Annotated in this window: 26 protein-coding genes and 1 other annotated feature; of the genes, 18 read left to right on the top strand and 8 right to left on the bottom strand. The window is 52.3% G+C overall.

Going from position 1 to position 24,988, the window contains the following annotated elements; all coding sequences use genetic code 11:
• Positions 1 to 12: 12 nt before the first annotated feature.
• The 3 genes from OGY68_RS03115 to OGY68_RS03125 are packed head-to-tail and all read left to right on the top strand — an operon-like array spanning position 13 to position 3,274.
• Entirely contained in the window at positions 13 to 1,023 is a 1,011-nt protein-coding gene (locus OGY68_RS03115) for a hypothetical protein (RefSeq protein WP_020996043.1), read from the top strand.
• Positions 1,020 to 2,150, top strand: coding sequence for a BamA/TamA family outer membrane protein (locus tag OGY68_RS03120; protein WP_057067112.1), 1,131 nt, complete (start codon positions 1,020 to 1,022; stop codon positions 2,148 to 2,150). The genes OGY68_RS03115 and OGY68_RS03120 overlap by 4 nt, the downstream gene beginning before the upstream one ends.
• Positions 2,147 to 3,274, top strand: a complete 1,128-nt coding sequence (locus OGY68_RS03125) for a DUF4056 domain-containing protein (RefSeq protein WP_057067113.1) — start codon at positions 2,147 to 2,149, stop codon at positions 3,272 to 3,274. Before OGY68_RS03120 ends, OGY68_RS03125 begins: the two co-directional genes overlap by 4 nt.
• Here OGY68_RS03125 and cbrA read toward each other — a convergent pair.
• Complete coding sequence (cbrA, locus tag OGY68_RS03130; RefSeq protein WP_057067114.1) at positions 3,263 to 4,408, bottom strand: colicin M resistance lipid reductase CbrA; 1,146 nt, start codon at positions 4,406 to 4,408, stop codon at positions 3,263 to 3,265. The genes OGY68_RS03125 and cbrA overlap by 12 nt on opposite strands.
• 99 nt (positions 4,409 to 4,507) lie before the next feature.
• Here cbrA and OGY68_RS03135 point away from each other — a divergent pair, with 99 nt between their 5' ends.
• The gene (locus OGY68_RS03135; RefSeq protein ID WP_057067115.1) at positions 4,508 to 5,734 is read left to right on the top strand and encodes a YidR family protein; all 1,227 of its coding nucleotides are present in this window, start codon (positions 4,508 to 4,510) and stop codon (positions 5,732 to 5,734) included.
• 1 nt (position 5,735) lies between these two features.
• Here the strand turns inward: OGY68_RS03135 and OGY68_RS03140 are convergent, their stop codons facing one another.
• Positions 5,736 to 6,068, bottom strand: coding sequence for a YceK/YidQ family lipoprotein (locus tag OGY68_RS03140; RefSeq protein ID WP_003023879.1), 333 nt, complete (start codon positions 6,066 to 6,068; stop codon positions 5,736 to 5,738).
• A 238-nt stretch (positions 6,069 to 6,306) separates the two neighbouring features.
• Positions 6,307 to 6,379 (top strand) — a sequence feature (ROSE (Repression Of Heat Shock gene Expression) occurs in the 5'-region of heat shock genes and acts as an RNA thermometer to modulate expression.).
• On the opposite strand from OGY68_RS03140, the gene ibpA reads away from it, so the two are divergent.
• From ibpA to OGY68_RS03170, 6 genes are all read left to right on the top strand, one after another.
• Entirely contained in the window at positions 6,373 to 6,786 is a 414-nt protein-coding gene (gene ibpA / locus OGY68_RS03145; RefSeq protein WP_003023882.1) for a small heat shock chaperone IbpA, read from the top strand. It overlaps the preceding feature by 7 nt.
• A 92-nt stretch (positions 6,787 to 6,878) precedes the next feature.
• Positions 6,879 to 7,307 (top strand): small heat shock chaperone IbpB, encoded by a 429-nt coding sequence (gene ibpB, locus OGY68_RS03150; protein ID WP_003827096.1) that lies wholly within the window; start codon positions 6,879 to 6,881, stop codon positions 7,305 to 7,307.
• A 123-nt stretch (positions 7,308 to 7,430) separates the two neighbouring features.
• Positions 7,431 to 9,092 carry a putative transporter gene (locus tag OGY68_RS03155; RefSeq protein WP_048227364.1) on the top strand — a complete coding sequence of 554 codons (1,662 nt, stop codon included), beginning with the start codon at positions 7,431 to 7,433 and terminating at the stop codon, positions 9,090 to 9,092.
• A gap of 185 nt (positions 9,093 to 9,277) precedes the next feature.
• Complete coding sequence (locus OGY68_RS03160) at positions 9,278 to 9,625, top strand: YidH family protein (RefSeq protein WP_003023888.1); 348 nt, start codon at positions 9,278 to 9,280, stop codon at positions 9,623 to 9,625.
• Complete coding sequence (locus OGY68_RS03165) at positions 9,615 to 9,977, top strand: DUF202 domain-containing protein (RefSeq protein WP_008786533.1); 363 nt, start codon at positions 9,615 to 9,617, stop codon at positions 9,975 to 9,977. Before OGY68_RS03160 ends, OGY68_RS03165 begins: the two co-directional genes overlap by 11 nt.
• Positions 9,978 to 9,991: 14 nt before the next feature.
• Positions 9,992 to 10,504 (top strand): radical SAM protein, encoded by a 513-nt coding sequence (locus OGY68_RS03170; RefSeq protein ID WP_020996044.1) that lies wholly within the window; start codon positions 9,992 to 9,994, stop codon positions 10,502 to 10,504.
• 12 nt (positions 10,505 to 10,516) lie between these two features.
• Here OGY68_RS03170 and dsdA read toward each other — a convergent pair whose 3' ends face one another.
• Both dsdA and dsdX read right to left on the bottom strand, forming a co-directional pair.
• Complete coding sequence (dsdA, locus tag OGY68_RS03175) at positions 10,517 to 11,839, bottom strand: D-serine ammonia-lyase (protein WP_008786531.1); 1,323 nt, start codon at positions 11,837 to 11,839, stop codon at positions 10,517 to 10,519.
• Positions 11,840 to 11,856: 17 nt separating this feature from the next.
• Entirely contained in the window at positions 11,857 to 13,194 is a 1,338-nt protein-coding gene (gene dsdX / locus OGY68_RS03180; RefSeq protein ID WP_003827107.1) for a D-serine transporter DsdX, read from the bottom strand.
• 229 nt (positions 13,195 to 13,423) lie between these two features.
• Between dsdX and dsdC the strand changes: the two genes are divergently transcribed.
• Both dsdC and OGY68_RS03190 read left to right on the top strand, forming a co-directional pair.
• On the top strand, positions 13,424 to 14,350 hold the full coding sequence (dsdC, locus tag OGY68_RS03185; protein ID WP_057067116.1) for a DNA-binding transcriptional regulator DsdC: 927 nt from the start codon (positions 13,424 to 13,426) through the stop codon (positions 14,348 to 14,350).
• 78 nt (positions 14,351 to 14,428) lie between these two features.
• The gene (locus OGY68_RS03190; protein ID WP_057067117.1) at positions 14,429 to 15,511 is read left to right on the top strand and encodes a cellulase family glycosylhydrolase; all 1,083 of its coding nucleotides are present in this window, start codon (positions 14,429 to 14,431) and stop codon (positions 15,509 to 15,511) included.
• Here OGY68_RS03190 and emrD read toward each other — a convergent pair.
• The 3 genes from emrD to tisB all read right to left on the bottom strand — a co-directional run bounded on the left by emrD (position 15,438) and on the right by tisB (position 17,860).
• Positions 15,438 to 16,622 carry a multidrug efflux MFS transporter EmrD gene (emrD, locus tag OGY68_RS03195; RefSeq protein ID WP_057067118.1) on the bottom strand — a complete coding sequence of 395 codons (1,185 nt, stop codon included), beginning with the start codon at positions 16,620 to 16,622 and terminating at the stop codon, positions 15,438 to 15,440. The two genes, OGY68_RS03190 and emrD, sit on opposite strands and share 74 nt — an antisense overlap.
• 191 nt (positions 16,623 to 16,813) lie before the next feature.
• Complete coding sequence (locus OGY68_RS03200) at positions 16,814 to 17,647, bottom strand: EamA family transporter (protein WP_020996046.1); 834 nt, start codon at positions 17,645 to 17,647, stop codon at positions 16,814 to 16,816.
• 123 nt (positions 17,648 to 17,770) lie between these two features.
• Positions 17,771 to 17,860 carry a type I toxin-antitoxin system toxin TisB gene (gene tisB / locus OGY68_RS03205; protein ID WP_003023909.1) on the bottom strand — a complete coding sequence of 30 codons (90 nt, stop codon included), beginning with the start codon at positions 17,858 to 17,860 and terminating at the stop codon, positions 17,771 to 17,773.
• Between the two features lie 522 nt (positions 17,861 to 18,382).
• On the opposite strand from tisB, the gene ivbL reads away from it, so the two are divergent.
• The 3 genes from ivbL (at position 18,383) to ilvN (ending at position 20,571) form a co-directional block, all read left to right on the top strand.
• On the top strand, positions 18,383 to 18,481 hold the full coding sequence (ivbL, locus tag OGY68_RS03210) for an ilvB operon leader peptide IvbL (RefSeq protein ID WP_003827118.1): 99 nt from the start codon (positions 18,383 to 18,385) through the stop codon (positions 18,479 to 18,481).
• A gap of 107 nt (positions 18,482 to 18,588) precedes the next feature.
• On the top strand, positions 18,589 to 20,277 hold the full coding sequence (gene ilvB, locus OGY68_RS03215; protein WP_048215245.1) for an acetolactate synthase large subunit: 1,689 nt from the start codon (positions 18,589 to 18,591) through the stop codon (positions 20,275 to 20,277).
• A 3-nt stretch (positions 20,278 to 20,280) separates the two neighbouring features.
• Positions 20,281 to 20,571 carry an acetolactate synthase small subunit gene (ilvN, locus tag OGY68_RS03220; protein ID WP_003023914.1) on the top strand — a complete coding sequence of 97 codons (291 nt, stop codon included), beginning with the start codon at positions 20,281 to 20,283 and terminating at the stop codon, positions 20,569 to 20,571.
• Between the two features lies 1 nt (position 20,572).
• Here the strand turns inward: ilvN and OGY68_RS03225 are convergent, their stop codons facing one another.
• The gene (locus tag OGY68_RS03225; RefSeq protein ID WP_003827122.1) at positions 20,573 to 21,358 is read right to left on the bottom strand and encodes a DeoR family transcriptional regulator; all 786 of its coding nucleotides are present in this window, start codon (positions 21,356 to 21,358) and stop codon (positions 20,573 to 20,575) included.
• Between the two features lie 324 nt (positions 21,359 to 21,682).
• On the opposite strand from OGY68_RS03225, the gene rbsK reads away from it, so the two are divergent.
• Genes rbsK through OGY68_RS03240 form a run of 3 tightly spaced genes read left to right on the top strand, consistent with a single transcriptional unit; the run spans position 21,683 to position 24,972 of the window.
• Entirely contained in the window at positions 21,683 to 22,603 is a 921-nt protein-coding gene (gene rbsK / locus OGY68_RS03230) for a ribokinase (protein WP_003827124.1), read from the top strand.
• Between the two features lie 27 nt (positions 22,604 to 22,630).
• Complete coding sequence (fucP, locus tag OGY68_RS03235; RefSeq protein WP_057066456.1) at positions 22,631 to 23,947, top strand: L-fucose:H+ symporter permease; 1,317 nt, start codon at positions 22,631 to 22,633, stop codon at positions 23,945 to 23,947.
• An 11-nt stretch (positions 23,948 to 23,958) separates the two neighbouring features.
• A complete protein-coding gene (locus OGY68_RS03240) occupies positions 23,959 to 24,972 on the top strand; it encodes an aldose 1-epimerase family protein (protein ID WP_048215247.1) in 1,014 nt (337 codons plus the stop codon).
• Positions 24,973 to 24,988: the final 16 nt, after the last annotated feature.

The raw sequence follows: 24,988 nt of genomic DNA on the forward strand, positions 1-24,988 counted from the left end.
CTAAACTTTCTTATGACAAACACAAGCATCCGCGTGGTGTTGATAACGTCTTCCTGTCTGGTTTTTCATGCCAGTGCCGCGACGGATTCCAGCTCAACTATTACACCTCTCTTTGGCTATCAGGATGACGGTCTGTCTGCGCCTGTACCGGAAAAAACGACTGTTAAACCTGCCGAAAACCACACCATTTTGCCCTTTTTAGGCGATGAAGCGCGTAAGCGCGGATATGAACTACCGGCACCGTTTGGCGTGAATATTAACTACATGAATATCCGACAAAATATTAATGTGGATAGTATTAACTTCAACGGTCTTTCCCTCGGTGGCCGCTCACTGGATAACGCGTTTAAAATTAGCGTCGGCAATACGCGTGAACGCAGTAAAACCGAAACGCTGAAGCTGGATGCCTGGCTGCTGCCGTTTATGAATGTCTATGGCTTGATTGGCTATACCGATGGCCACTCCGTTTCGCAAATAGGCGTCGGGATAAAAGGCCCCCTTAAAGACCGCACACCAAGCAGTTTGCAGAATCTGGCGTTTCAGCTCGATTTTAAAGGCACCACCTACGGCGTAGGGACGACGTTGGTCGGCGGTGTAGGCAACTGGTTTACTGCTTTTGATGCCAACTACACCCAGACGCGGTTCGATATTCTGGATGGGAGTATTGACGCCTTAACTCTTTCTCCGCGCATCGGATATCGCTTTACCACCCCCAGTGTGGATGCGCTGCACCTGCCATCCGGAAAGTTGAATCTATGGGTTGGCAGTATGTACCAGGACGTGCAGCAAGAATTTAGCGGTAGCCTTAACGACCTCACCATGCCGTCTGAAACGCTGCAAAGACTCGTTGATATTGCCAACAAAGACGGTAATGGTCGCTTTGACGTTAAACAGCATCTGCAATCCCCCTGGAACGTGCTGGTGGGCGCACAGTATGAAATTACCCGGAACTTCAACGTCACGACCGAAATCGGCTTTGCTGAACGTAACAGTTTCTTCATGGCGGGAGAGTATCGCTTTTGAGCCGTCTTACCCTCTTCCTGCTGTTCAACATGCTCTCCTGTACAGTGCGGGCAGCGTTGCCGAGCCGAGGCGAAGTTGACGGTTGGCTAAATAAGTTGGGTGCCAGTGATAGCTTTGACGCCAGCAAAGGCATTGACTGGGGCGTAATGCCGGGACCGTTTTATACCCCGGAGCTGGGGTTAGGGATCGGTACAGCGGTGGTGGGGATGTATCGCCCTGACCCGAATGATACGGTAAGCCAAAACTCGACGCTGACGCTCAGCGGCTATTTTAGCTCAACTGGCGCATTCGGTATCACGATGCAAAATTACGCATTTTTTGCCGACGATCGGTGGCGATTTTTTCTCAATGGCGCATTAACGGATACTCCAACCTACTACTGGGGGCAAGGTTTTAGCGCTGGGGATAAAGATAACCAAAAACAGCAATACACCGCTCAGGTTCTGGAGTTGCGTCCAACGTTGTATCGCCAGTTGGCACCCAATGTTTATCTGGGGCTTGGCTGGTCGCTGAACGCCCAGCACTCTACCCAAATGGACGATAACGATCCGCCCAACATTGAGCATACCGGGCAGGGGGCGTCGGTTCTCAGCTCCGGAAGTAGTGTCGAACTCAGCTGGGACGATCGTGATTTCGTTCCCAACCCGCGTAAAGGACAGTATGCCGATGTGCGCTATACCCGATTCACACCAGAGGTGGGAAGCGATACGCGATTTGATGAATATCAACTGCACTACAGCCGCTATCACTCGCTGGACGAGAACAATGTGCTTGCCTGGGAGATGGACGGCGCGTTTACCCATGGCGATGTGCCGTGGAGCATGATGCCGCTGCTTGGCAGCAATCAGCGTATGCGCGGTTATTACGAAGGGCGCTACCGGGATAAAAACGCCGTCAGCGGGCAACTGGAGTATCGGCGGAAACTTGACTGGCGGCATGGTGTGGTTGGTTGGCTCGGTGCGGGCACGATGGGACCCTCTTTTCATGCGCTGGACGATGGACGCTGGTTACCGTCCGCCGGTGTGGGCTACCGCTTTGAATTTAAGCCCCGGGTGAATGTGCGTCTTGATTATGGGATTGGCAAAGGGAGCAGCGGTTTTTATTTTCAGGTTGGAGAGGCATTTTGATCAATAAGGTGGTGTTAATAGCGCTCTTATGGCTGGCAACGGCGATAGCCCGTGCGGCAATACCTGTAACTTTGCAGCTCGTTTCTACAGAGGATAAGGCCCAGGGTACTGCCTGGTCGGTAGTTTCGCCCCTCCCTGCACCTCAGGGATTACGTCCGTGCTGCGCGTTTGGCTACGACCTGCACGCACAGGTACTGCATATGCCGGTGCCATTTTATGAACTTGATAATGTTGTCACGATCGATAGCATCGGCGAGCACCGCTATAACGATAGCCTACTGTTAGGGCTAGCGAATCTGGCAGGGATCGGGCATGAGAATAACGGCATAGTGTATACCGCTCGCGGTGGCTTCATTGATACCGCACATGTCCGTGATACCGCAGACATGACGGTCTGGCTCTTTAGCCAGCTTCTTCCACGACTTGGTCAATCATTTACGCTGCGTCTGGATGATGAGCTTGCGCAACGGCATGTCGTATTTAACGCTTTCACACCTCCCACAGAGCCTGCTGATCGTTACGCGCTGGCGGCATGGATGGCCGCGCATCTGGCGTTTCAGCTCGCTGCCTGGCATGAAATTGCGCAATGGTATGGTTTTGAGTCTGTTCCAGGATTTTCGGAGGAGGTTTCTGCATTTTCCCCGGAAGATCTCTACTCAAATTTGTTGGGTGCCAGAATTGCGGTATCGCTGATCCTCAATGGGCAACTGGCAACAACGGAAATGTACGATGCGGCGATGAACAACTCGCTGCGCCAGGCGTTGATGCAATTGGGGGCAAAACCGGAAAAAATCACCCGCTTTCAGTTTGATATGCTGGATGGCAAATGGTGGAACAGCCAGCGTCGGGTACCAGAGAAATATTTGGTTCTGCACAGAAACTATGATGTGAGTGACTCGCGTTTACCGACGCCGGTACCGGGTGAACAAGCCTCGCCATTGAGACTGATGTTGCCACATCACTGGCGAGAATATTCCCTTGATGCGTTGGCACAACTCGAACTTTGGCCTGGCCGTACAATGGAGCGACTGCCTACGCCTGGTTCCTGGTACACCGCCGCCAACTTTCCCGCGCTGGCTACAGTGGCACAAGGCCGTGACAGCGAGGTGAACTCAGTCCCTTAAGAAAACGCGCCACAATGTCATTGCCTTACTACGTTTTCTCTCACGTTTTTCTTTCACTGGCGGGCGGTTTTCTGATTTTGCCAAGGGAATATGCGCAACGCCGCTGCGCATAATCCATTTACGGGAAAATGCCGACGTCAGGGCCCGGCTTTTCAGGATTTTGCCATACAGTTTGAGACGTAACTTGTGGGTGGCTTTACGGTAAGCGTGATTCATATCTGGTGTATCCCGCAGCAGTACCGATTTGAGGATCTCCGCGCTGTCCAGCGCATAGCTAATCCCTTCCAGCGAGCTGGCGCTGATAAAACCGGCCGCTTCACCAATCAAAAATGCGTTGTCCTCGCCGCAGACGAAGTCTTTCCAGCGTGAGGGGAATAGCACCGTACATTTTTCACTTTTCACCGGTTTGCTGAACTGGAAATGGAACGCTTCCAGCTTCTCTTTCAGCGCGTCAAAGCGTGCCTGTCCGTCCTTCATGGGGTAGGCACCACCAAAGATAAAATAGCCATCTTTGCTGATACTCCAGGAATAACAGTCAGTTGCATCGTTATCAAAAATACAGGAATAGAACGGTACGGGATGCTTTTCCGCAAACCATTGTTGAATAGCGACATATTTACGGATTTGGTGCTGTGGATAGAGATGACGGCGCACCAGTGAATTCGCGCCGTCTGCCCCCACCAGATAACGTGCAGTTATCTGCTGCTCCCAACCGTCGGCGCGGAAGATAACATGCCATTTATCGCCCTCGCGCCAGATTTTCCGGCACAGGCTGTCGTGATACACCTGCACATCATCAGGGATGAGAGATTTAAGCCATAAATCAAAAGCATGGCGGTTGATATTAATGTAGCTGCGTTGGTAGTTACGCGTCAAAGAAGCGGCAACATCAACCGTTTTAACGCTAAAAATCTGCGGGTTGGCGATAACATCAACGGGTAAGGTTATCCCGTCGCGGATAAACGAACGCTGGGCGTCCGGGGCCAGCAGACCGCCGCAGGGTTTAGTGAAACCTTCGTTGCTGCACTGGCGTTTTTTATCCAACGCAATCACGCGCATTTTTCCGCTCAACTGTCGCGCCAGCGCTGCGCCTGCCGGACCTAAACCGATAATCGCTACGTCAAAATGTTCCATCTTTCTGTCCGCAAAAATGAAGATGGCGATACGCTAAAGCCTGAAAGTGAAGTGCTTGTGAAGTATGATTGTTTTAATCGTCTTGTATCAGGGCATCTCATGAAGCAAATCACCTTTACGCCGCGTAATCATCAGCTTACCAATATCAACACCTGGACATCGGACAGCCAGTGGCTGGTCTTTGATGTGCGCCCTTCCGGCGCTTCCTTTACCGGTGAAGCAATTGAGCGCGTCAATATCCATACTGGCGAGCTGGAAGTGATTTACCGGGCTACTCAGGGATCGCACGTTGGCGTGGTGACCGTTCATCCAAAGTTGGAAAAATATGTCTTCATTCACGGGCCTGAAAATCCTGATGAAACATGGCATTACGACTTCCATCATCGTCGTGGGGTGATTGTTACGCAGGCTGGGGTGGAGAATCTGGATGCAATGGATATTACCGCGCCCTATACGCCAGGTGCGCTGCGCGGCGGGAGTCATGTGCATGTCTTTAGCCCGAACGGTGAGTTTGTCAGTTTCACCTATAACGACCATGTTTTGCATGAGCGCTCTCCGGCGCTCGATTTACGCAACGTCGGTGTGGCCGCACCGTATGGCCCGGTGAAGGTCTCCGCGCAGCATCCGCGTGAATACAGTGGCAGCCATTGGTGCGTGCTGGTGAGCCAGACGACACCAACGCCAAAACCGGGTAGCGATGAGATTAACCGCGCCTATGAAGAGGGCTGGGTTGGAGAAAACAGGCTGGCGTTTATCGGTGATACGCTATCAGCCACTGGCGAGAAAGTACCGGAGCTGTTTATTGTTGATTTGCCACAGAATGAAAGCGGCTGGAAACAGCCGGGGGACGCGCCTCTGGAGGGGACTGACATGACCATGCCTGCGCCACCATCCGGTATTCGCCAACGCCGTCTGACGTTTACCCATGAGCGCGCCTTCCCGGGGCTGGTGAATCAGCCTCGCCACTGGGTACGCAGTAATCCAAAGGCAGCTGAGATTGCGTTTTTAATGCGTGATGACAACGGTATTGTACAGCTGTGGCTGATTTCCCCACAGGGTGGATCGCTGCGTCAGCTTACCCAGTGCGCTACGAATATTCAGTCAGCCTTTAACTGGCACCCATCGGGGAAATGGCTGGGATTTGTACTGGAGAACAGAATTGCCTGTTGTGATGTTCAAACGGGCGAGATTGATTTTTTAACGGAACGTCATGATAACCCTCCGTCGGCCGATGCGATCGTCTTCTCCCCTGATGGTCGACAGGTTGCGTGGATGGAAGACGTCGAGGGTTTCCGCCAGCTGTGGGTGACTGAAACCGGGCGTTAATTTATGGAGCAGACATTTCTGCCGGGGGAATAACGGCGTTCGTGGCCTGAGTTCTCTCCTCGCTTTTTTCTACGCGGGATCTCACCGAGTTATCTTTGCGAAAGAGATCCCAAGGTAGCAATACCGTATCGAGCACCGCGGTAAAAGGCATATCCAGAATCGCCAGCGACTTGGTTCCCCAGTTTGTATCACTTTCGCTAATCATTGTGGCACTGGCTCGCGTGCCAGGATACGTCCCTTCTTTGCCACCTGTATGCGACATGATGCTGGAACAACCGCTTACAAACGCCATCCCACTACACATCGTCAGTGTTACCAACATTTTTTTAATCATCATTTATTCATCTGTATTTATCGTGTTTGCATGGTGAGTTAAAGCGATCCGTTGCGAAAATAACATCACCATTTCGTCGCACTGTGGCGGCCATCGCGATTTAACGAGAACAACTGCTCCCCCCAGTGTATGCAATAGACAACAAACTGCAAAAAAAGTCAGATGAATACGCTTGAAAAGTTTGTATTAAGACCCATTTTTAGAGTGTAGACAAATGAAGGGCATGCCTGATGGGTGTCCTGGCTACCTGACCTGTCCATGATGGAAGGTCAATTATTCTCGCTGATTTCAGGAGCTATTGATTATGCGTAACTTTGATTTATCCCCGCTGTACCGTTCTGCTATTGGTTTTGACCGTCTGTTTAACCTGCTGGAAAACAATCAGGGCCAGAGCAATGGCGGCTACCCTCCGTACAACGTTGAGCTGGTAGACGAAAACCATTACCGCATTGCAATTGCCGTTGCCGGTTTTGCTGAAAGCGAACTGGAAATTACTGCCCAGGACAATCTGCTGGTGGTAAAAGGCGCCCATGCGGACGATCAAAAAGAACGTACTTACCTGTATCAGGGTATTGCCGAGCGCAACTTTGAACGCAAGTTCCAGTTAGCGGAGAACATTCATGTTCGCGGCGCAAACCTGGTAAATGGTCTGCTGTATATCGATCTTGAGCGCGTGATTCCTGAAGCGAACAAACCGCGCCGCATCGAAATTAACTAATTCTGTAGGCCGCTTCAGGCGGCCTTGCTAAGTCATCGGCTTGCCGTCAGGGAGCCGAAAGGTACCTACTCGCTTCTTAGAAGGAGATTATTATGCGTAACTACGATTTATCCCCACTGCTGCGTCAATGGATCGGTTTTGACAAACTGGCCAATGCCTTGCAAAACACCGGTGAAAGCCAGAGCTTCCCGCCTTATAACATCGAAAAGAGCGATGATAACCACTACCGCATTACCCTTGCGTTAGCCGGTTTCCGCCAGGAAGATCTGGATATTCAACTGGAAGGCACGCGCCTGACCGTGAAAGGCACGCCGCAGCAGCCGGAAAAAGAGACCAAATGGTTGCATCAGGGGCTGGTCACTCAGCCGTTCAGCCTGAGCTTTACGCTGGCTGAAAATATGGAGGTCTCCGGCGCAAGCTTCACTAACGGCTTGCTGCATATTGATTTGACCCGGAATGAACCTGAAACCATTGCTCCACAACGTATCGCCATCAGCGAACGTCCTGCATTAGATAGTTAAATAGCTCCATGCCTTTGCCCCGCCAGAAATGACGGGGCTTTTTTGTGCTTTACCACCCATACATTGCGACTGTACTCTGCGAGAATCCATTTACTTAATGATGTTATTCACAGGGAACAGGATATGAGTGATATAGCATTGACGGTCAGCGTTCTGGCATTAGTGGCAGTTGTCGGGTTATGGATCGGCAACATAAAAATACGTGGCGTGGGTTTTGGCATTGGAGGCGTGCTGTTCGGCGGTATTATCGTCGGGCATTTTGTCGATCAGGCAGGGATGACCCTGAGCGGCGACATGCTGCATTTTATTCAGGAATTTGGCCTGATTCTTTTCGTCTACACCATTGGTATTCAGGTGGGGCCGGGCTTTTTTGCTTCTCTGCGCGTTTCGGGCCTGCGGCTGAATCTGTTTGCTGTGCTGATTGTCATCATGGGTGGCCTGGTCACCGCGATCCTGCATAAGATTTTTGCCATTCCTCTCCCTGTGGTGCTGGGAATATTCTCTGGAGCGGTCACCAATACCCCGGCGTTAGGTGCGGGGCAGCAAATTCTGCGCGATTTAGGTACGCCTGGCGATGTGGTTGACCAGATGGGGATGAGCTATGCCATGGCTTATCCTTTCGGCATCTGCGGAATTTTACTGACCATGTGGCTGATGCGCCTTATTTTCCGCGTTAACGTCGATGCTGAAGCCCAGCAGCATGAATCCACGCTGACCAACGGGCACGCACTGATTCAGACGATGAACATCCGCGTGGAAAACCCAAACATCAACAATATGGCGATTCAGGATGTCCCGATTCTGAACAGCGACAAAATCATCTGCTCGCGTCTGAAACGTGACGAGACATTGATGGTGCCGTCGCCAGGGACTGTTATCCAGATGGGCGACCTGCTACACCTGGTCGGACAGCCTGCTGACCTGCATAACGCGCAGGTGGTGATTGGGCAGGAGGTAGACACATCGCTGTCTACGCGAGGTACCGATTTACGCGTCGAACGCGTGGTGGTGACCAACGAACAGGTGCTGGGTAAACGTATCCGCGACCTGCACTTTAAAGAACGTTACGACGTGGTGATTTCCCGCCTGAACCGTGCGGGTGTTGAGCTGGTAGCCAGCAGTGACGCCAGCCTGCAATTCGGGGATATCCTCAATCTGGTGGGGCGTCCCGCGTCCATTGATGCCGTTGCCAATGTTGTGGGTAACGCGCAGCAAAAACTGCAGCAGGTGCAGATGCTGCCGGTATTTATCGGTATCGGGCTGGGTGTTCTACTGGGTTCAATCCCGCTGTTCATCCCGGGGTTCCCGGTGGCGTTGAAACTGGGGTTGGCCGGCGGGCCGCTGATTATGGCCCTGATCCTGGGGCGTATTGGTAGCATCGGTAAGCTGTACTGGTTTATGCCTCCCAGCGCTAACCTGGCGTTGCGAGAGTTGGGTATCGTGCTGTTTCTTGCGGTGGTGGGTCTGAAGTCAGGCGGTGATTTTGTCGATACCCTAACACAGGGAGATGGTCTGAGCTGGGTGGGTTACGGTATTTTCATTACCGCGATTCCGCTCATTACCGTGGGCTTGCTGGCGCGAATCTTTGCCAAAATGAACTATCTGACGCTGTGCGGTATGTTGGCTGGCTCAATGACCGATCCCCCGGCTCTGGCGTTTGCTAATAACCTGCATGCCACCAGCGGGGCAGCAGCGCTCTCCTACGCTACCGTTTATCCGCTGGTCATGTTCTTGAGGATTATCACCCCGCAACTGTTGGCGGTGCTCTTCTGGGGATTAGGTTAAAACTGACTTATCCGGCCTGCATCTCCTGTAGGCCGGATAAAACGCAACTCTCCATCCGGCATTACAAACACCCTCTCTCTTTCCCATTGTCTCATCACCCGACTCGCCCTCTCGTTTGAGAATCAGGTTCATACTCCTTAACTGTTCCGGTATAACGACCAGACAACAATATTTAAGGAGCTGTCATGAAGATTTCTCGCCTTGGAGAAGCACCGGATTATCGCTTCTCGCTGGCAAATGAACGTACCTTTCTGGCGTGGATCCGCACCGCGCTCGGGTTTCTGGCGGCGGGGGTTGGCCTTGATCAACTGGCCCCGGATTTTGCCACGCCGGTCATCCGTGAGGCGCTTGCCTTGTTGCTGTGTCTGTTTGCCGGCGGTCTGGCGATCTACGGCTATCTGCGCTGGCTACGTAACGAAAAGGCGATGCGACTGAAAGAAGACTTGCCCTACACCCACAGCCTGCTGATTATCAGCGTCATGCTGACTATTGTGGCGGTGATTGTCATGACGCTGGTGCTGTATGCCGGATAGCCGCAAATCGCGACGCATCGCTGACCCGGGGTTACAACCGGAGCGGACTTCACTGGCCTGGTTTCGCACGTTGTTGGGCTATGGCGCGTTAATGGCGCTGGCGATTAAGCACAACTGGCACCAGGCGGGAGTGCTGTTCTGGATATCGATAGTTGTGCTGGCGATAGTGGCGATTATCCTCTGGCGCTACACCCGTAGCCGTAATCTGATGGATGTGAGTCATAGCGATTTTTCTGAATCTCGCGCGGTGCGTGACAAATTTATGATCTCCCTCGCGGTGTTATCCCTCGCAATGCTGTTTGCTGTAACGCATGTTCGCCAACTTATCGTATTTATCGGGAATTTTGCATGACAGGATGTGAGAACATGGATGTTAGTGATGATGTTTTAAACGTGGTGATTGACCATCAGAAGTGTTTACAACCGGTTGAAGTGTACCGTGGTTTGCAACAAGGAAATGTTCGCCTGGTACAGTTTATTCCGCTGGTTAAGCACGATGGTTCAGGTCATCTGACAGACGAATCGGTTACGTCTGAGGCGTGGGGCCGATTTTTAATTACGATATTTGATATCTGGGTACGTGAAGATATTAATCAGATATCTATCCAGCTTTTCGATAAAACGCTTCGCCAGTGGTGTGGTCTGACGGCACAGATTGAACGACAGACCATGTCATCAATGAATACGCGTTGCCAGACATGCTCATTGTTTCAATATTACCACGGTGATTGTCCTGCGTACTGCGAGGAAAATGGAAAGGGCGTGCTGTGTGCAGGCTATCAGGCTTTCTTCAACCATACCGCGCCGCATATGCGCGTGATGCGTGACCTGCTTAAGCAACATCGCTCACCGATGGAACTGATGGCGATGCTGCGTTAAGCTCAGCTGTATTTAACGTCCTTTGGCCAGATACTGCGCCATTTCATCTTCCGGGACCATTCCACCGCCGGTCGCCCACACCAGATGAGTGGCGTTATTGAGCTGATCCGCGCTGAAGCCGTGCATGTGCTGATAGTCAGCAGAGGCGCAAACGTGTTGCGGACCGGCCATCCCTGCCAGCGCTGACGGTTCGAGGCGAATACCTTCTTCCTGCGCCAGCCAGCCCAGCATGTCGTACATCGTCTGATCGTCCAGGGTGTACAGACCGTCGAGCAGACGTTCCATTGCCCGGCCAACAAAGCCAGACGCACGGCCGACAGCCAGCCCATCAGCCGCCGTCAGGTTGTCGATGCCAATATCCTGCACGGAAATCGTATCGTGCAGTCCGGTATAAATCCCCAGCAGCATGCACGGTGAATGGGTTGGTTCTGCGAAGAAGCAGTGCACGTTATCGCCAAACGCCAGCTTCAGGCCAAACGCCACGCCGCCAGGGCCACCGCCGACGCCGCATGGCAGGTAAACAAACAGTGGATGGTCTGCATCCACCACGCGTCCCTGCTGGGCAAACTGCGCCTTTAAGCGCTGTCCGGCCACCGCATAGCCTAAAAACAGCGTGCGGGAATTTTCATCATCGATAAAGAAGCAGTTTGGATCGGACTCCGCCGCCTTACGGCCTTGTTCAACCGCCACGCCGTAATCTTCTTCATACTCCACGACCGTTACACCGTGGCTGCGCAGTTTGGCTTTTTTCCATGCGCGGGCGTCGGCCGACATATGCACCGTCACCTTAAAGCCGATACGGGCGCTCATTATACCAATCGACATGCCGAGATTACCGGTGGAGCCTACCGCGATGCTGTACTGGCTAAAGAACTGTTTGAATTCGGGCGAAAGCAGAACGCTGTAATCGTCTTGTGTGGTCAGCAGACCGGCTTCCAGCGCCAGTTTTTCCGCGTGGGTCAGTACTTCATAAATGCCACCACGGGCTTTAATCGAGCCAGAAATTGGCAGGTGACTGTCTTTCTTCAGCAGAATTTCGCCATTGATGCGCTGCCCGTACTCTTTCTCCAGCCGCTTTTGCATGGCCGGAATCGCGGCCAGCTCAGATTCAATAATGCCGCCGGTGGCCGCGGTTTCCGGGAATGCCTTTGCCAGGTACGGCGCAAAGCGCGTCAGACGGGCGTGAGCATCCTGAACATCGTGTTCAGTCAGGCCAGCATACGGTAAACCTTCCGCAAGAGAGGTGGTGCCAGGGTTAAACCAGGTTGTCTCCTTGAGAGCAACCAGATCTTCCACTAAAGGATACTGGGCGATAAGTGTTTGAATGTTTTCCATAGTCAGTCTCTTTGCGCTTAGATAATAAAGGAAAGCAGGAATGTGCAAGCCAGTGCAATCACGGACGCGATAAATGTCGCGGTCGTATAGTATTTAAACGTTTCATTCAGGGTGGCACCGCAGTATTGCTTCACCAGCCAGAAGAGGGAATCGGTAACGATCGTGCAGCCAATAGCGCCGGAACCGATAGCAATGGCGATGATCTCCGGGCTGACGTTGGGATAGAGCGGCAGCATCGGTGCAACGATTGCCGTGGCGCCCATCATTGCCACCGTGGCGGAACCCACCGCGGCATGCAGGATTAACGCCACCAGCCACGCCAGCAGAATCGGGTGCATATGCATGTTCGAGAGGATCAGCGCAAGAGTATCCGCCAGCCCACTGCTCTTGAGGATAGCGTTGAACGCGCCGCCTGCGCCGATAATCAGCAGAATGTTAGCGATGGAGCCAAAACCGTTTTCAGTGTGGGTCAGCAACGTACCCATACCGATGTGCTGACGCAGGCCGAGAATGTAATAGGCAACGAAAACGGCAATAAACATCGCGGTGATCGGGTTACCAATAAACTCCAGCAGCGTATATACCGTGCTGCCTTTCGCCATGTTCAGCTCAGCGACGGTTTTTACCAGCATCAGGCCAATCGGCAGCAGAACGGTAAACAGCGTAGCACCCAGCGACGGTAGCGTACTTTCGTCACGCACTTTAAGGTCAGAAAACTCAGCCGGAACCGGTTTAAACGGCAGACGGTTACCCAGGAATTTCAGGTACAGAGGACCGCCTATCAGCGAGGCCATCAAGCCGACCAGTAAGCCGTAGACAATCACGGTGCCAATGTCTGCGCCCAGCTTGTTCGCCACGAACAGGGCAGCCGGATGCGGTGGTACCACGCAGTGCACCGCCATCAGCGCCGTACACAGCGGAATCGCCAGCTTCAGTAATGAAGTATTGGTTTTCTTGGCAATTGAAAAGGCCAGTGGAATCAACAGCACCACGCCGACTTCAACAAACAGCGTGATCCCGCAAATCAGTCCAACCAGAACCATAATGACGTCGGCGGATAGCCAGCGGCAGCGCTGCAGCGTCAGGCCAATGCGTTCGGCTGCGCCGGACACTTCCATCATTTTGCCCAGAATGGTCCCAAGGCCGATAACCGCGGCGAGGAAGCCCAGCGTACCGCCGATGCCACTCTCAATGGCATTGACCATATCCAACGGCCCCATGCCCATCATCGTACCCACGAAGAAGCTGGCTAACAGTAGCGCCAGAAACGGGTGGAATTTGAACTTCACGATGGTCAAAACGATTAACACGATGCTTATCAGCAGCGTGCTCACAACCCAGATTTGAGAGTGCATAACTCACCTTGCCCTGTGATTAATATAGGGTTATTGGACAAAAATAAGGCATGGTCTGACAAACGATATAAATCCCCATTCACATGAGCCAGATTGCATCAAATGAGTGATTTATGTCTAATTGTGCTTTGTTTATGCGATATGGTTCACTCTGGTTCACCTTTGAGCTGATTTTTGCAGCGAACTTTTTTACACTCCAGCGCATGAATCAGAAGGAAAGGAGGTGAGAATGGATCCCCTACGCGAAGTCAGAAACCGGCTGCTCAACGGCTGGCAGCTGTCAAAGCTGTATACTTTTGAAGTGGCGGCCCGGCATCAGTCGTTTGCGCTGGCGGCAGACGAGCTGTCATTGAGCCCCAGCGCCGTCAGCCATCGCATAAATCAGCTTGAAGATGAGCTTGGCATCCAATTATTTGTTCGTTCTCATCGCAAAGTGGAACTCACTCATGAGGGCAAACGGGTATTTTGGGCGCTGAAGTCGTCACTGGACACGCTCAACCAGGAGATTCTTGATATTAAGAATCAGGAGCTCTCGGGGACGCTCACCGTCTACTCACGGCCTTCTATCGCCCAGTGCTGGCTGGTTCCGGCGCTCGGCGACTTTACCCGTCGCTACCCGTCAATTTCGCTAACCATGTTGACCGGGAACGACAACGTCAATCTACAGCGTGCGGGTATCGATCTCGCCATCTATTTTGACGATGCACCCTCCGCGCAACTCACGCATCACTTCCTGATGGATGAAGAGATCCTGCCGGTGTGCAGCCCGGACTACGCCCGCCGCCATGACCTTACCGGTTCGCTGGTGAATTTGCCGCACTGTACGTTGCTGCACGACAGACAGGCGTGGAGTAACGATTCCGGGACCGATGAGTGGCACAGTTGGGCGCAGAATTTTGCGGCGAATTTGCCGACATCGTCGGGGATTGGTTTTGATCGTTCTGATTTAGCAGTGATTGCGGCAATGAACCATATCGGCGTAGCGATGGGCCGAAAACGGCTGGTGCAAAAACGCCTCGACAGCGGAGAATTGATTGCGCCTTTTGGCGATATGGCGCTGAAATGTCATCAGCATTACTACATCACCACGCTGCCCGGCAGGCAGTGGCCGAAAATCGAGGCGTTTATTGGCTGGCTACAGGAGCAGGTTAAATAAGCGGGTCGCGAATATTTTTTACGCTTTCGCTCTACACGGAAAGTGAAAAAGCGTGCTAAATACGTGATATCACTCCTGATGATTTGCGTAAGGACGACCGTGTTAAAGCCGATTGTTTCCCTTTTACTGTTGGCCAGCGCCACCGTGTGTGCCGCGCAACCTGTGTTGACGGCGGCGCAGTATGTGCAGCAGCTTGGGGTTGGGATGAACGTAGATTGGGCGCGTACCGATCGGGGCATCCGTGAATTCGAGCCGCTGGTGGTGCGGGATTATAAGGCGAAAGGGTTGACCCACGTGCGCATTCGCGTGGCGGGTGAGCCTACGGAGGCGCGGCTCATTCATCTGCGCAAGCTGGTGGAAGCCTGCGAGCAGTATGGCGTGATCCCGATAATCGCCTATCAGGCTGACGAGTATAAAAAAGACCCCAGTGCCAGTAACGAAAAAGAGGTGGTTAACTGGTGGGTGGCGGTGGCGCATTACTTTGGCCAAAGCTCGCCGTTGCTGGGTTTCGACCTGATTTATGAACCTGCCGATAAGCTCAACCATAATCAGGCGTCGCTCAATAGGGTGTATGACAAAACCATCCGTACCATCCATGCCATCGATCCACAGCGAATGATATTTATCGCGCCGAAACTGCATGCCGCTCCTGAAGATTTGCCCAACCTAAAGTTGCCGCCGCAAAGTCAGAATACCGTGCTGGCCCAATGGCATATTTTCCCGTGGGGGCCGCTGAAAAATAACGGTAAATACCCGTGGACCTCAGGGACAGCGGCAGAAAAGGCCGCCATTCGCGCCCGTATCAATACCGCCATTCACTGGCAGCAGAAAACCGGTCATGTTAGTTGGGTAGGAGGCTGGTCGCCGGGAGAAACCATCAGGAATGCGCCTTCTGCCTCGCAAATGGCGTTTGCCCGCTTTATGGCTTGCGAGCTGAAGAAAGCGAAAATTCCCTATGCTATCAATGCGGATACGCAGTTCTATGATGGTGAGGAAGGGGCATGGAGACCGGCGCTGGAGCCGTTGTTGAATACCATGATTGCCCCTGAGTGTGAAAAGCCCGGCGAGAAGCCGGGCCATCATACGCTTAAACCGCCTGTCCCTGATGCGACACGCGTGACGCCAGCGGAAGCCAGCAAACAAAAATCAACAGCCCCATAAGGGTCATCAGCAGGCCCAGACTGGCTTGCCCGGTCTGCGGCAGCATGGCAGAGAACCACGCCAGCACGCCGGAACCAATGTTCTGTAATCCACCAACCAGCGCACCAGCAGTACCGGCCAGGAACGGGAAAGGCTCCATTGCGCCGCTGGTTGCCAGCGGAAACAGCATCCCGGCGCCGAAGAAAAACAGTGCGGCGGGAACCAGCAGTGTCCAGACGTTCATCACGTCGAACAGACCAGGGATCCACATCATCAAACCGGCGACCAGACAGCAGATAACCGACTGCCACATTAGCGTCGAGAAACGCTTATTCGGGCGACCGGCGAACCAGGCACCAAAAAACGCCGCCGGAATGGGCAGAATAAACAGGATACTGACCACCATGCTGCTTAAGCCGAGACGCGCGCCTAACAACACCCCGGAACAGGCTTCGAAGACCGCAACGCCCGCCAGGCCGCCGATCAGCATCAGCACGTAACAGGTGAAAGAGCTGTTGCCAAACAGCGTTTTGTAGCTGGCGATAAGCTGTGGACGCGGCGCACCTGCGGGGCGCGTTTCTGGCATCCAGCGCGCCATGCTAAACGTGACGCCTGCGCACAGCACCAGCAGAAAGATGTAACAGGCACGCCAGTTCCACAGGGTATCCAGCATACCGCCAATCAATGGCGCCAGCAGTGGGCTGACCAGAATCCCCATGTTTAACAGGCTATTAGCGTGGCGTAACTGCGTGCCTTCATACAAATCGCGCGGTAACGTTCGCGCCATCACACCACCGACGCCCGTTCCCATCCCCTGTATTGCGCTGGCGATAATCAATACCGTCAGGCTGTGAGTGGTTATGGCGACCAGCGTAGCCAGCATAAAAATGGACATCCCGGCGAGGATCACCGGGCGGCGGCCAACGCGATCGGAAAGTGGGCCGTAAATCAGTTGTGACAGGCCATAGGTCAACAGATAGGCGGCCATCACGCTTTGCACCGCCCCTTCGCGAACGTTCAGTTCACGCGCCATATCAGCAATCGCGGGGATATAAATGGTTTGCGCCATCTGACCTACCGCCACCAGTAATACCAACATCAACAACAAATTGACGCTTCTATGCCTTTTCATTTCGCTGATTACTTTTAAAAAAGTGAAAAAATAAGAATAAGGTGCTGCACTTTCCCGTAAATGCGCGTGGAATCTACCACAACAGAAAAAGAAGACCAGATAGTGGGCTGGAATGTTTAAACGATGGACGGCAGGAAATGTAAACAAAAAGCGGCAACAAATGTTGCCGGATTGCATCGGGTTTACAGAGGTCATGATAAGCGTAGCAAAACTGCGCCTATGGCAATGCCTCCAGCCGCAACGAGACGTATTCCGGCAACCTTCTCTTTCAGTAGCAGCCACGCGAGCAGCGCGCCAAACAGGATGGAAGTTTCACGCAGCGCAGCGACTACCGCCAACGGAGCCTGAGTCATGGCCCACAGCGCCAGACCGTAAGAACCCATTGTGCCAATCCCGCCAAGAATACCTTTTTTCCACTGTTGTACCAGATAACGTGACGCTTCCCGGCGTCGGGCAATCATCGCCCAGCCCAGCAGGCAGGAGCCGTTCAGAAAGAAGGTCCACAGCGTATAACCCAGCGCGGTTTCAGATAAACGTACGCCGGTGCCATCAACCAGCGTATATCCGGCGATAAAGCAGGCGTTAATGAGCGCCAGCACGATCCCGCGTTGCGAGCTGCTGCGTCCGTTAAACGCCATGCCGAGGATCGCCAGACAGATCGTGGCAATCCCCACCCAGGCTAGAACAGAGAGGCTATCGCCAAGAAACAGGACGCTGATAATTGCGACCAGTAGTGGCGCTGTGCCGCGCATTAACGGATAGGTCTGGCTCATATCCGAAACCTGATAGGTTTTGGCGACCAGGACGGTATATACAATTTGCAACGCAGTTGAGACGGCTAAAAACGGCAGGCTGGCGGCGGAAGGTTGCGGCGCAAAGGGTAAGCAAATCAATGCCATAATTGCAGCAGAACCGCTGACACCGATCGCTGAGTACAGTTTATCGTTTCCAGCTTTAACAATGGCATTCCAGCTGGCATGCAGCAGCGCGGCGAACAGCAAAATGCAGAAAACAGAAAGCGTCATGGTGGAATTCTTCCCTGAGAATGTCATAAAAACGTAACATATTGGCGCGACACAAGCACCAGGGAGAAGGTGAAAGGGGAGCGGAGTGTTACCCGCCCCCCTTAGGTGCGACTTGAATCCGAATTACTTAACGTATTTCAGAACAGCATCAAGTAGTTGCAGTGCTGCAACAATGAGTTTGAGGATAAGAATAGCGATATCCACGAGGCTCATACGCTCTCCTTTTGGTACAAGGAGCACGGTGCTGACGTACCTCGCCGCTGCCTGTTGCCAGCACCTTTGTTGACATAACACAGTGTGCTCACACGGGGGTTAAGGCGCTGACGGCACCACCCGTTTCAGCCAGGACTTTGATGCGCCGGTTTACGATGCGGCCCCCGCATAACACATTGCGTACCGAGACATTATAGATAAATACTGTATAAATTAACAGTATTTTATGGACGTTACGCTATTCATGTTCCATACTCAAAACCATCAAAATTCGTGCCGAAATTGCGTGTTCTTCGCAGAACGCGTATACTTTTTTCGTTGACATAACACAGTGTGTTCGGCGGCTACCAACCGCACAGCATTGAAAAAAACCTCGCTCCGGCGGGGTTTTTTGTTTTTCAGCAATGCACAACGAAATGTGATCGTTGACGCATTTTTATGCAGATGAAAATTTTTCCATTGTCACGCTGAAAAACCTGTGTTTGTATAAATCCAGTTAATCAACAAACAGACAGGTCCCTAATGAACCCTTCCATGCTGACTGCGACCCTACTAAAAACTGCGCCATCTCGCGCAGCGGTCGTCGTGCGTGTGGTGGTGGTCGTCGGCAATGCGCCGTAGGGTCCGAATCAACACACGATTCCAAAACCCCGCCGGCGCAAACCGGGCGGGGTTTTTCGTTTCAGAGACCTGCCCGGAGCAAAGGCCCAGAATAAAAGGACTGGAGCATGGCAAGTTCGGGCATAACATCCAAGCGTACGCGTTTTACGGGCGCAGAATTCATCGTTCATTTCCTGGAACGCCAGGGAATTCAGGTTGTTACCGGTATTCCCGGCGGATCGATTCTTCCCGTCTATGACGCCTTAAGTCAAAGCACGCAAATCCGTCATATCCTGGCGCGCCACGAGCAAGGAGCAGGGTTTATCGCTCAGGGAATGGCGAGAACCGATGGCAAACCCGCCGTCTGTATGGCCTGCAGCGGACCGGGCGCAACCAATCTGGTGACCGCCATTGCCGATGCGCGTCTGGATTCCATCCCGCTGGTGTGTATCACCGGGCAGGTTCCGGCCTCAATGATTGGCACCGACGCCTTCCAGGAAGTCGACACCTACGGCATCTCTATCCCCATCACTAAGCACAACTATCTGGTCCGCCATATCAGTGAATTACCGCAGGTCATGAGCGATGCGTTCCGCATTGCACAGTCCGGACGTCCAGGCCCGGTGTGGATAGACATTCCTAAGGATATTCAAACCGCCGTTTTTGACATTGAAGAGATGCCGGAGCCTGCGCAGAAAATGGCGGCACCAGCGTTCAGCCAGGACAGCATTCGCGATGCCGCAGCCATGATTAACGCCGCACAGCGTCCGGTGCTGTACCTCGGCGGCGGCGTGATTAACGCACCTGAGCGCGTGCGTGAACTGGCGGAAAAAGCGATGCTGCCCACCACTATGACCTTAATGGCGCTCGGTATGTTGCCGAAAGCCCATCCGCTGTCGTTAGGCATGCTGGGCATGCACGGCGCGCGTAGCACTAACTTTATTCTGCAAGAAGCGGATTTATTGATTGTTCTGGGCGCACGTTTTGATGACCGGGCGATTGGTAAAACGGAGCAGTTCTGCCCGAACGCCAAAATCATTCACGTAGATATCGACCGCGCGGAGCTGGGTAAAATCAAACAACCGCACGTGGCGATTCAGGCGGATGTCGATGAGGTTCTGGCGCAATTGATCCCATTAATTGACGCGCAGCCGCGAGAGTCGTGGCATCAGACGGTGGCCGATTTACAACGTGAATTCCCTTGCACTATTCCGCAGGAAAGCGACCCGCTCAGCCACTATGGATTGATCAACGCCGTGGCTGCCTGCGTAGACGATAGCGCTATTATCACCACCGACGTAGGCCAGCATCAGATGTGGGCGGCACAGGCTTATCCGCTGAACCGTCCGCGTCAGTGGCTGACCTCCGGCGGTCTGGGAACTATGGGCTTTGGCCTGCCAGCGGCAATCGGTGCAGCGCTGGCCAATCCAGACAAGAAAGTGCTGTGCTTCTCCGGCGACGGCAGCCTGATGATGAATATTCAGGAAATGGCGACAGCCAGCGAAAATCAGCTGGATATTAAAATCATCCTGATGAATAACGAAGCGTTGGGTCTTGTATATCAGCAGCAGAGTCTGTTCTATAAGCAGGGTGTTTTTGCCGCGACCTATCCGGGGATGATTAACTTTATGCAGATAGCCGCCGGGTTTGGTCTCGAAACCTGCGATCTGAATAACGAAGCGGACCCACAGGCAGCGTTGCAGGAGATTATTAATCGCCCTGGGCCTGCGCTGATCCACGTGCGCATCGATGCCGAACAAAAAGTGTACCCGATGGTGCCGCCGGGTGCGGCAAACACAGAAATGGTGGGGGAATAAGCCATGCAACAGCAGACACATGACAACGTAATCCTGGAACTCACCGTACGCAACCATCCGGGCGTAATGACTCACGTTTGCGGGCTGTTCGCCCGCCGCGCGTTCAACGTAGAAGGCATTCTCTGTCTACCGATTCAGGACAGCGATAAGAGCCGCATCTGGCTACTGGTCAACGACGATCAACGTCTTGAGCAGATGATAAGCCAGATCGACAAGCTGGAAGATGTGGTGAAAGTGGCCCGCAACCAGTCCGATCCGTCGATGTTTAACAAAATTACCGTGTTCTTTGAGTGAGTTAGTCGCCGTCTGAATCCGGGGTGATCACTTTGACAGAGCCGTTCCGGCAGTGGGTTGCGTAATCTGCCGGTAACGGACGGTCGCTTATCAGTACGTCAAAGGTGGAGAGTGGACCAATGCTGGCGGGGGCGACCTCATCGAACAGGGCGTGGCGCGTCAGCAGAATTTTGCGTAATCCGCGTTCCATCGCTTTGCGTTTTGTGGCCAGATCGTCCGGATTGAACCAGCTAACGCCGAAATGCTCATGGACTCCGCTGGCGGAGATAAAGACTTTCCGTGGGTTGAGTGCATCCAGCGGGGAGGGATTGCTGGTGTCGTAAAAGGCGTCACTTTTCGCCCGGTAGGTCCCCCCGCAAAGAATCGCTGTGGCGTTGGGCTTTTCATTTAGCGCTACGAACACCCGGTGCGAGTAGCAAATCCCGGTAAAGGAAATATCGTCCGGGATCATGCTGACCACCAACGGCATTTCCGCACCATTATCAAAAAAGACCAGATCATTTTCACTCACCAGTCCCGCAGCCAGAATGGCAACCGGTAAATCGTCGCGGTGATACTGTTTTTGCGCGGGGAGTGGCGCGTTAACGATGGCAGCAGGTTTGTTCACCATCACAATGTAACCACCGAGCAGCGTGAGTGGTAACGGTTCGTCATCCTGACTGAGATCCCGACGAATAGTCATCACGGAAACTTCCAGCATTCGTGCCGCCTCTTTCAGATGGATTCGGTCGGTCTTCTTCAACAATTCCATCAGACGTCGAATACGTTCTTTTTGCTTAGTTTCCATGTGCTTCTCCACGAATCATGTTCCCATGTTCCTTCAGTAACATTTTTGTGTTTCTGAGAACATGACATTGCCGCATTACTATACGTCTGACTATCCGGAAATAAAAGCGTGTTTTTTCACGTTTTATTGATTATAACCAGTTAATTTTCAGTCAATTGTAAGCAACTTCATCATTTGTATTGTGATGTGGGTGTAACATTTAGTGCAATAAATAAACAATAAAATGATCTTCCAATCGCGATCCTAGTCACAAATGATACGAAAGTAACATGATAATGTTATTTTAATATCATTGTTGTGTGATTGTTTCTGAGAGGTAGTAAAATGGATATCGCGGTTATTGGCTCCAACATGGTGGATCTCATCACCTACATCAACCAGATGCCCAAAGAAGGGGAAACGCTGGAAGCACCGGCGTTCAAAATTGGCTGCGGGGGCAAAGGCGCAAATCAGGCCGTTGCGGCCGCTAAGCTCAATTCCAAAGTGCTGATGCTGACAAAAGTCGGTGATGATATTTTTGCGGATAACACTATTCGCAATCTCGAATCCTGGGGAATTAATACCACCTATGTCGAAAAGGTACCCTGCACCAGCAGCGGTGTCGCACCGATCTTTGTTAATGCGAACTCCAGCAACAGTATTCTGATTATTAAAGGAGCGAACAAATTTCTCTCCCCGGAAGATATCGATCGTGCGGCGGAAGATCTGAAAAAATGTCAGCTTATTGTCCTGCAACTGGAGGTGCAGCTGGAAACCGTTTATCACGCGATTGAATTTGGCAAAAAACACGGTATTGAAGTGTTACTAAATCCCGCCCCTGCATTACGGGAATTAGATATGTCTTATGCCTGTAAATGTGATTTTTTTGTGCCGAATGAAACCGAGCTGGAAATATTAACCGGTATGCCAGTAGATACTTATGACCATATTCGCGCAGCGGCACGTTCTCTGGTTGATAAAGGTCTGAACAATATTATCGTCACCATGGGTGAGAAAGGTGCGCTGTGGATGACGCGTGACCAGGAAGTCCATGTTCCAGCGTTTAAAGTGAACGCTGTCGATACCAGTGGCGCAGGCGATGCTTTCATCGGTTGTTTTGCTCACTATTACGTTCAAAGCGGTGATGTGGAAGCCGCCATGAAAAAAGCCGCTCTCTTCGCTGCTTTCAGCGTTACCGGGAAAGGCACTCAATCATCTTATCCAAGCATCGAACAATTTAATGAGTTTCTTACCTTAAACGAATAATACTCCTGCACTGTAAAAGGTAGCACTATGAACGATAAAAACATCATTCAGATGCCTGACGGCTATTTGAATAAGACCCCTCTGTTCCAGTTTATTTTGTTATCCTGTTTATTCCCATTATGGGGATGCGCAGCCGCATTAAATGATATTCTGATTACGCAATTCAAAAGCGTATTTTCACTCAGCAACTTTGCCTCGGCATTAGTTCAGAGTGCCTTTTATGGCGGTTATTTTTTAATTGCGATTCCAGCATCTCTGGTGATTAAAAAGACCAGTTATAAAGTCGCCATCTTAATGGGGCTGACCCTTTATATCGTTGGGTGTACGCTCTTTTTCCCGGCATCGCACATGGCCACCTACACCATGTTCCTTGCGGCGATTTTCGCGATTGCGATTGGTCTGAGCTTCCTGGAAACAGCAGCCAACACCTACAGCTCAATGATCGGCCCAAAAGCGTATGCCACTTTACGCCTGAACATCAGTCAGACTTTTTATCCTATTGGTGCGGCTGCTGGCATTCTGCTAGGTAAATATCTGGTCTTCTCTGAAGGTGAAAGCCTGGAAAAACAGATGGCCGGGATGAACGCTGAGCAGATCCATAACTTTAAAGTGTTGATGCTGGAAAATACCCTTGAGCCATACAAGTACATGATTATGGTACTGGTTGTGGTGATGGTGTTATTCCTGCTGACTCGCTTCCCGACCTGTAAAGTCGCGCAAACCACGAGTCATAAACGCCCGTCAGCGATGGATACACTGCGTTATCTGGCCAGCAATGCCCGTTTCCGTCGTGGAATTGTGGCGCAATTTCTTTATGTGGGGATGCAGGTCGCGGTGTGGTCATTCACCATCCGTCTGGCACTGGAATTAGGTGATATCAACGAGCGCGACGCCTCAACCTTCATGGTCTATAGCTTCGCCTGCTTCTTTATCGGCAAGTTTATCGCCAACATTTTGATGACGCGCTTCAATCCGGAAAAAGTGCTGATTATCTATTCCATTATTGGTGCGCTGTTCCTCGTCTATGTTGCACTGGCGCCAAGCTTCAGCGCTGTGTATGTCGCAGTGCTGGTGAGTGTCCTGTTTGGACCCTGCTGGGCGACAATCTATGCGGGTACGCTTGATACCGTGGATAACGAGCATACCGAAATGGCGGGTGCCGTCATTGTCATGGCGATTGTCGGCGCGGCGGTGGTTCCGGCGATTCAGGGCTATGTGGCCGATATGTTCCATTCATTGCAACTTTCGTTCCTGGTTTCCATGCTGTGCTTCGTGTACGTCGGTATCTACTTCTGGCGTGAAAGCAAAGTGCGCAACAACCTGGCTGAAGCGACAGTTTCCTGAGGAGAGCGATCATGACAACACGTATAACGCTGTGGCGAGAACTCTTTGCAGAGCATCCGCGAATCTTACTGAAGAATAACGACTTCACGGTTACCGCATTTCGTTACGCCAGCGGAGTGGAAGGGCTGAAGGTAGAAAACAGTCGTGGACATCTGGTTATTCTGCCCTGGATGGGGCAGATGATCTGGGATGCTCAGTTTGATGGCCATGACCTGACCATGCGTAACATGTTCAGTCAGCCGAAACCGGCGGCGGAAGTGGTGGCGACCTACGGCTGTTTTGCCTTCCACTCAGGTCTGTTGGCAAATGGCTGCCCATCACCAGAGGATTCACATCCTTTGCACGGTGAAATGGCTTGTGCCGCGATGGATGAAGCCTGGCTGGAGCTGGAGGGTGAGAATTTGCGCGTGGCTGGACGCTATGAGTATGTGATGGGGTTCGGTCATCATTATCAGGCGCATCCTGCGGTGGTAATGCACAAAGCGAGCGCGCTGTTTGATATTCAGATGGCGGTTACCAACCTCGCCTCAGTGGCAATGCCGTTGCAGTACATGTGCCATATGAACTATGCCTACGTACCGGAAGCCACCTTCAGCCAGAATATTCCGGATGAGGCCATGAAGCTGCGTGAGTCGATACCCGCGCATGTTAAGCCGACTGAGCAGTGGCTGGCGTTTAATCAGCGGATTGTTCAGGGCGAGGCTTCTCTGGCGCGGCTCAATGAACCGCATTTTTACGATCCGGAAATTGTCTTCTTTGCTGACCAACTGGACAGATACACCGATAAGCCGGAATTTAGCATGATCGCGCCTGATGGCACCACGTTCGTTACGCGTTTCTCCAGCACGGAGCTGAATTATGTGACGCGTTGGATCCTCTATAACGGCGATCAGCAGGTTGCGGCATTCGCCTTGCCTGCAACCTGTCGACCTGAAGGATTCCTGGCAGCACAACGCAATGGCACCTTGATTGAAATAGAACCGCAGCACACCCGGACATTTACAGTCACAACTGGCATAGCCTGATCGCTCAAGGCTTGAA

The organism is Citrobacter sp. Cpo065 (assembly GCF_030332805.1).
Taxonomy (GTDB): domain Bacteria; phylum Pseudomonadota; class Gammaproteobacteria; order Enterobacterales; family Enterobacteriaceae; genus Citrobacter; species Citrobacter portucalensis.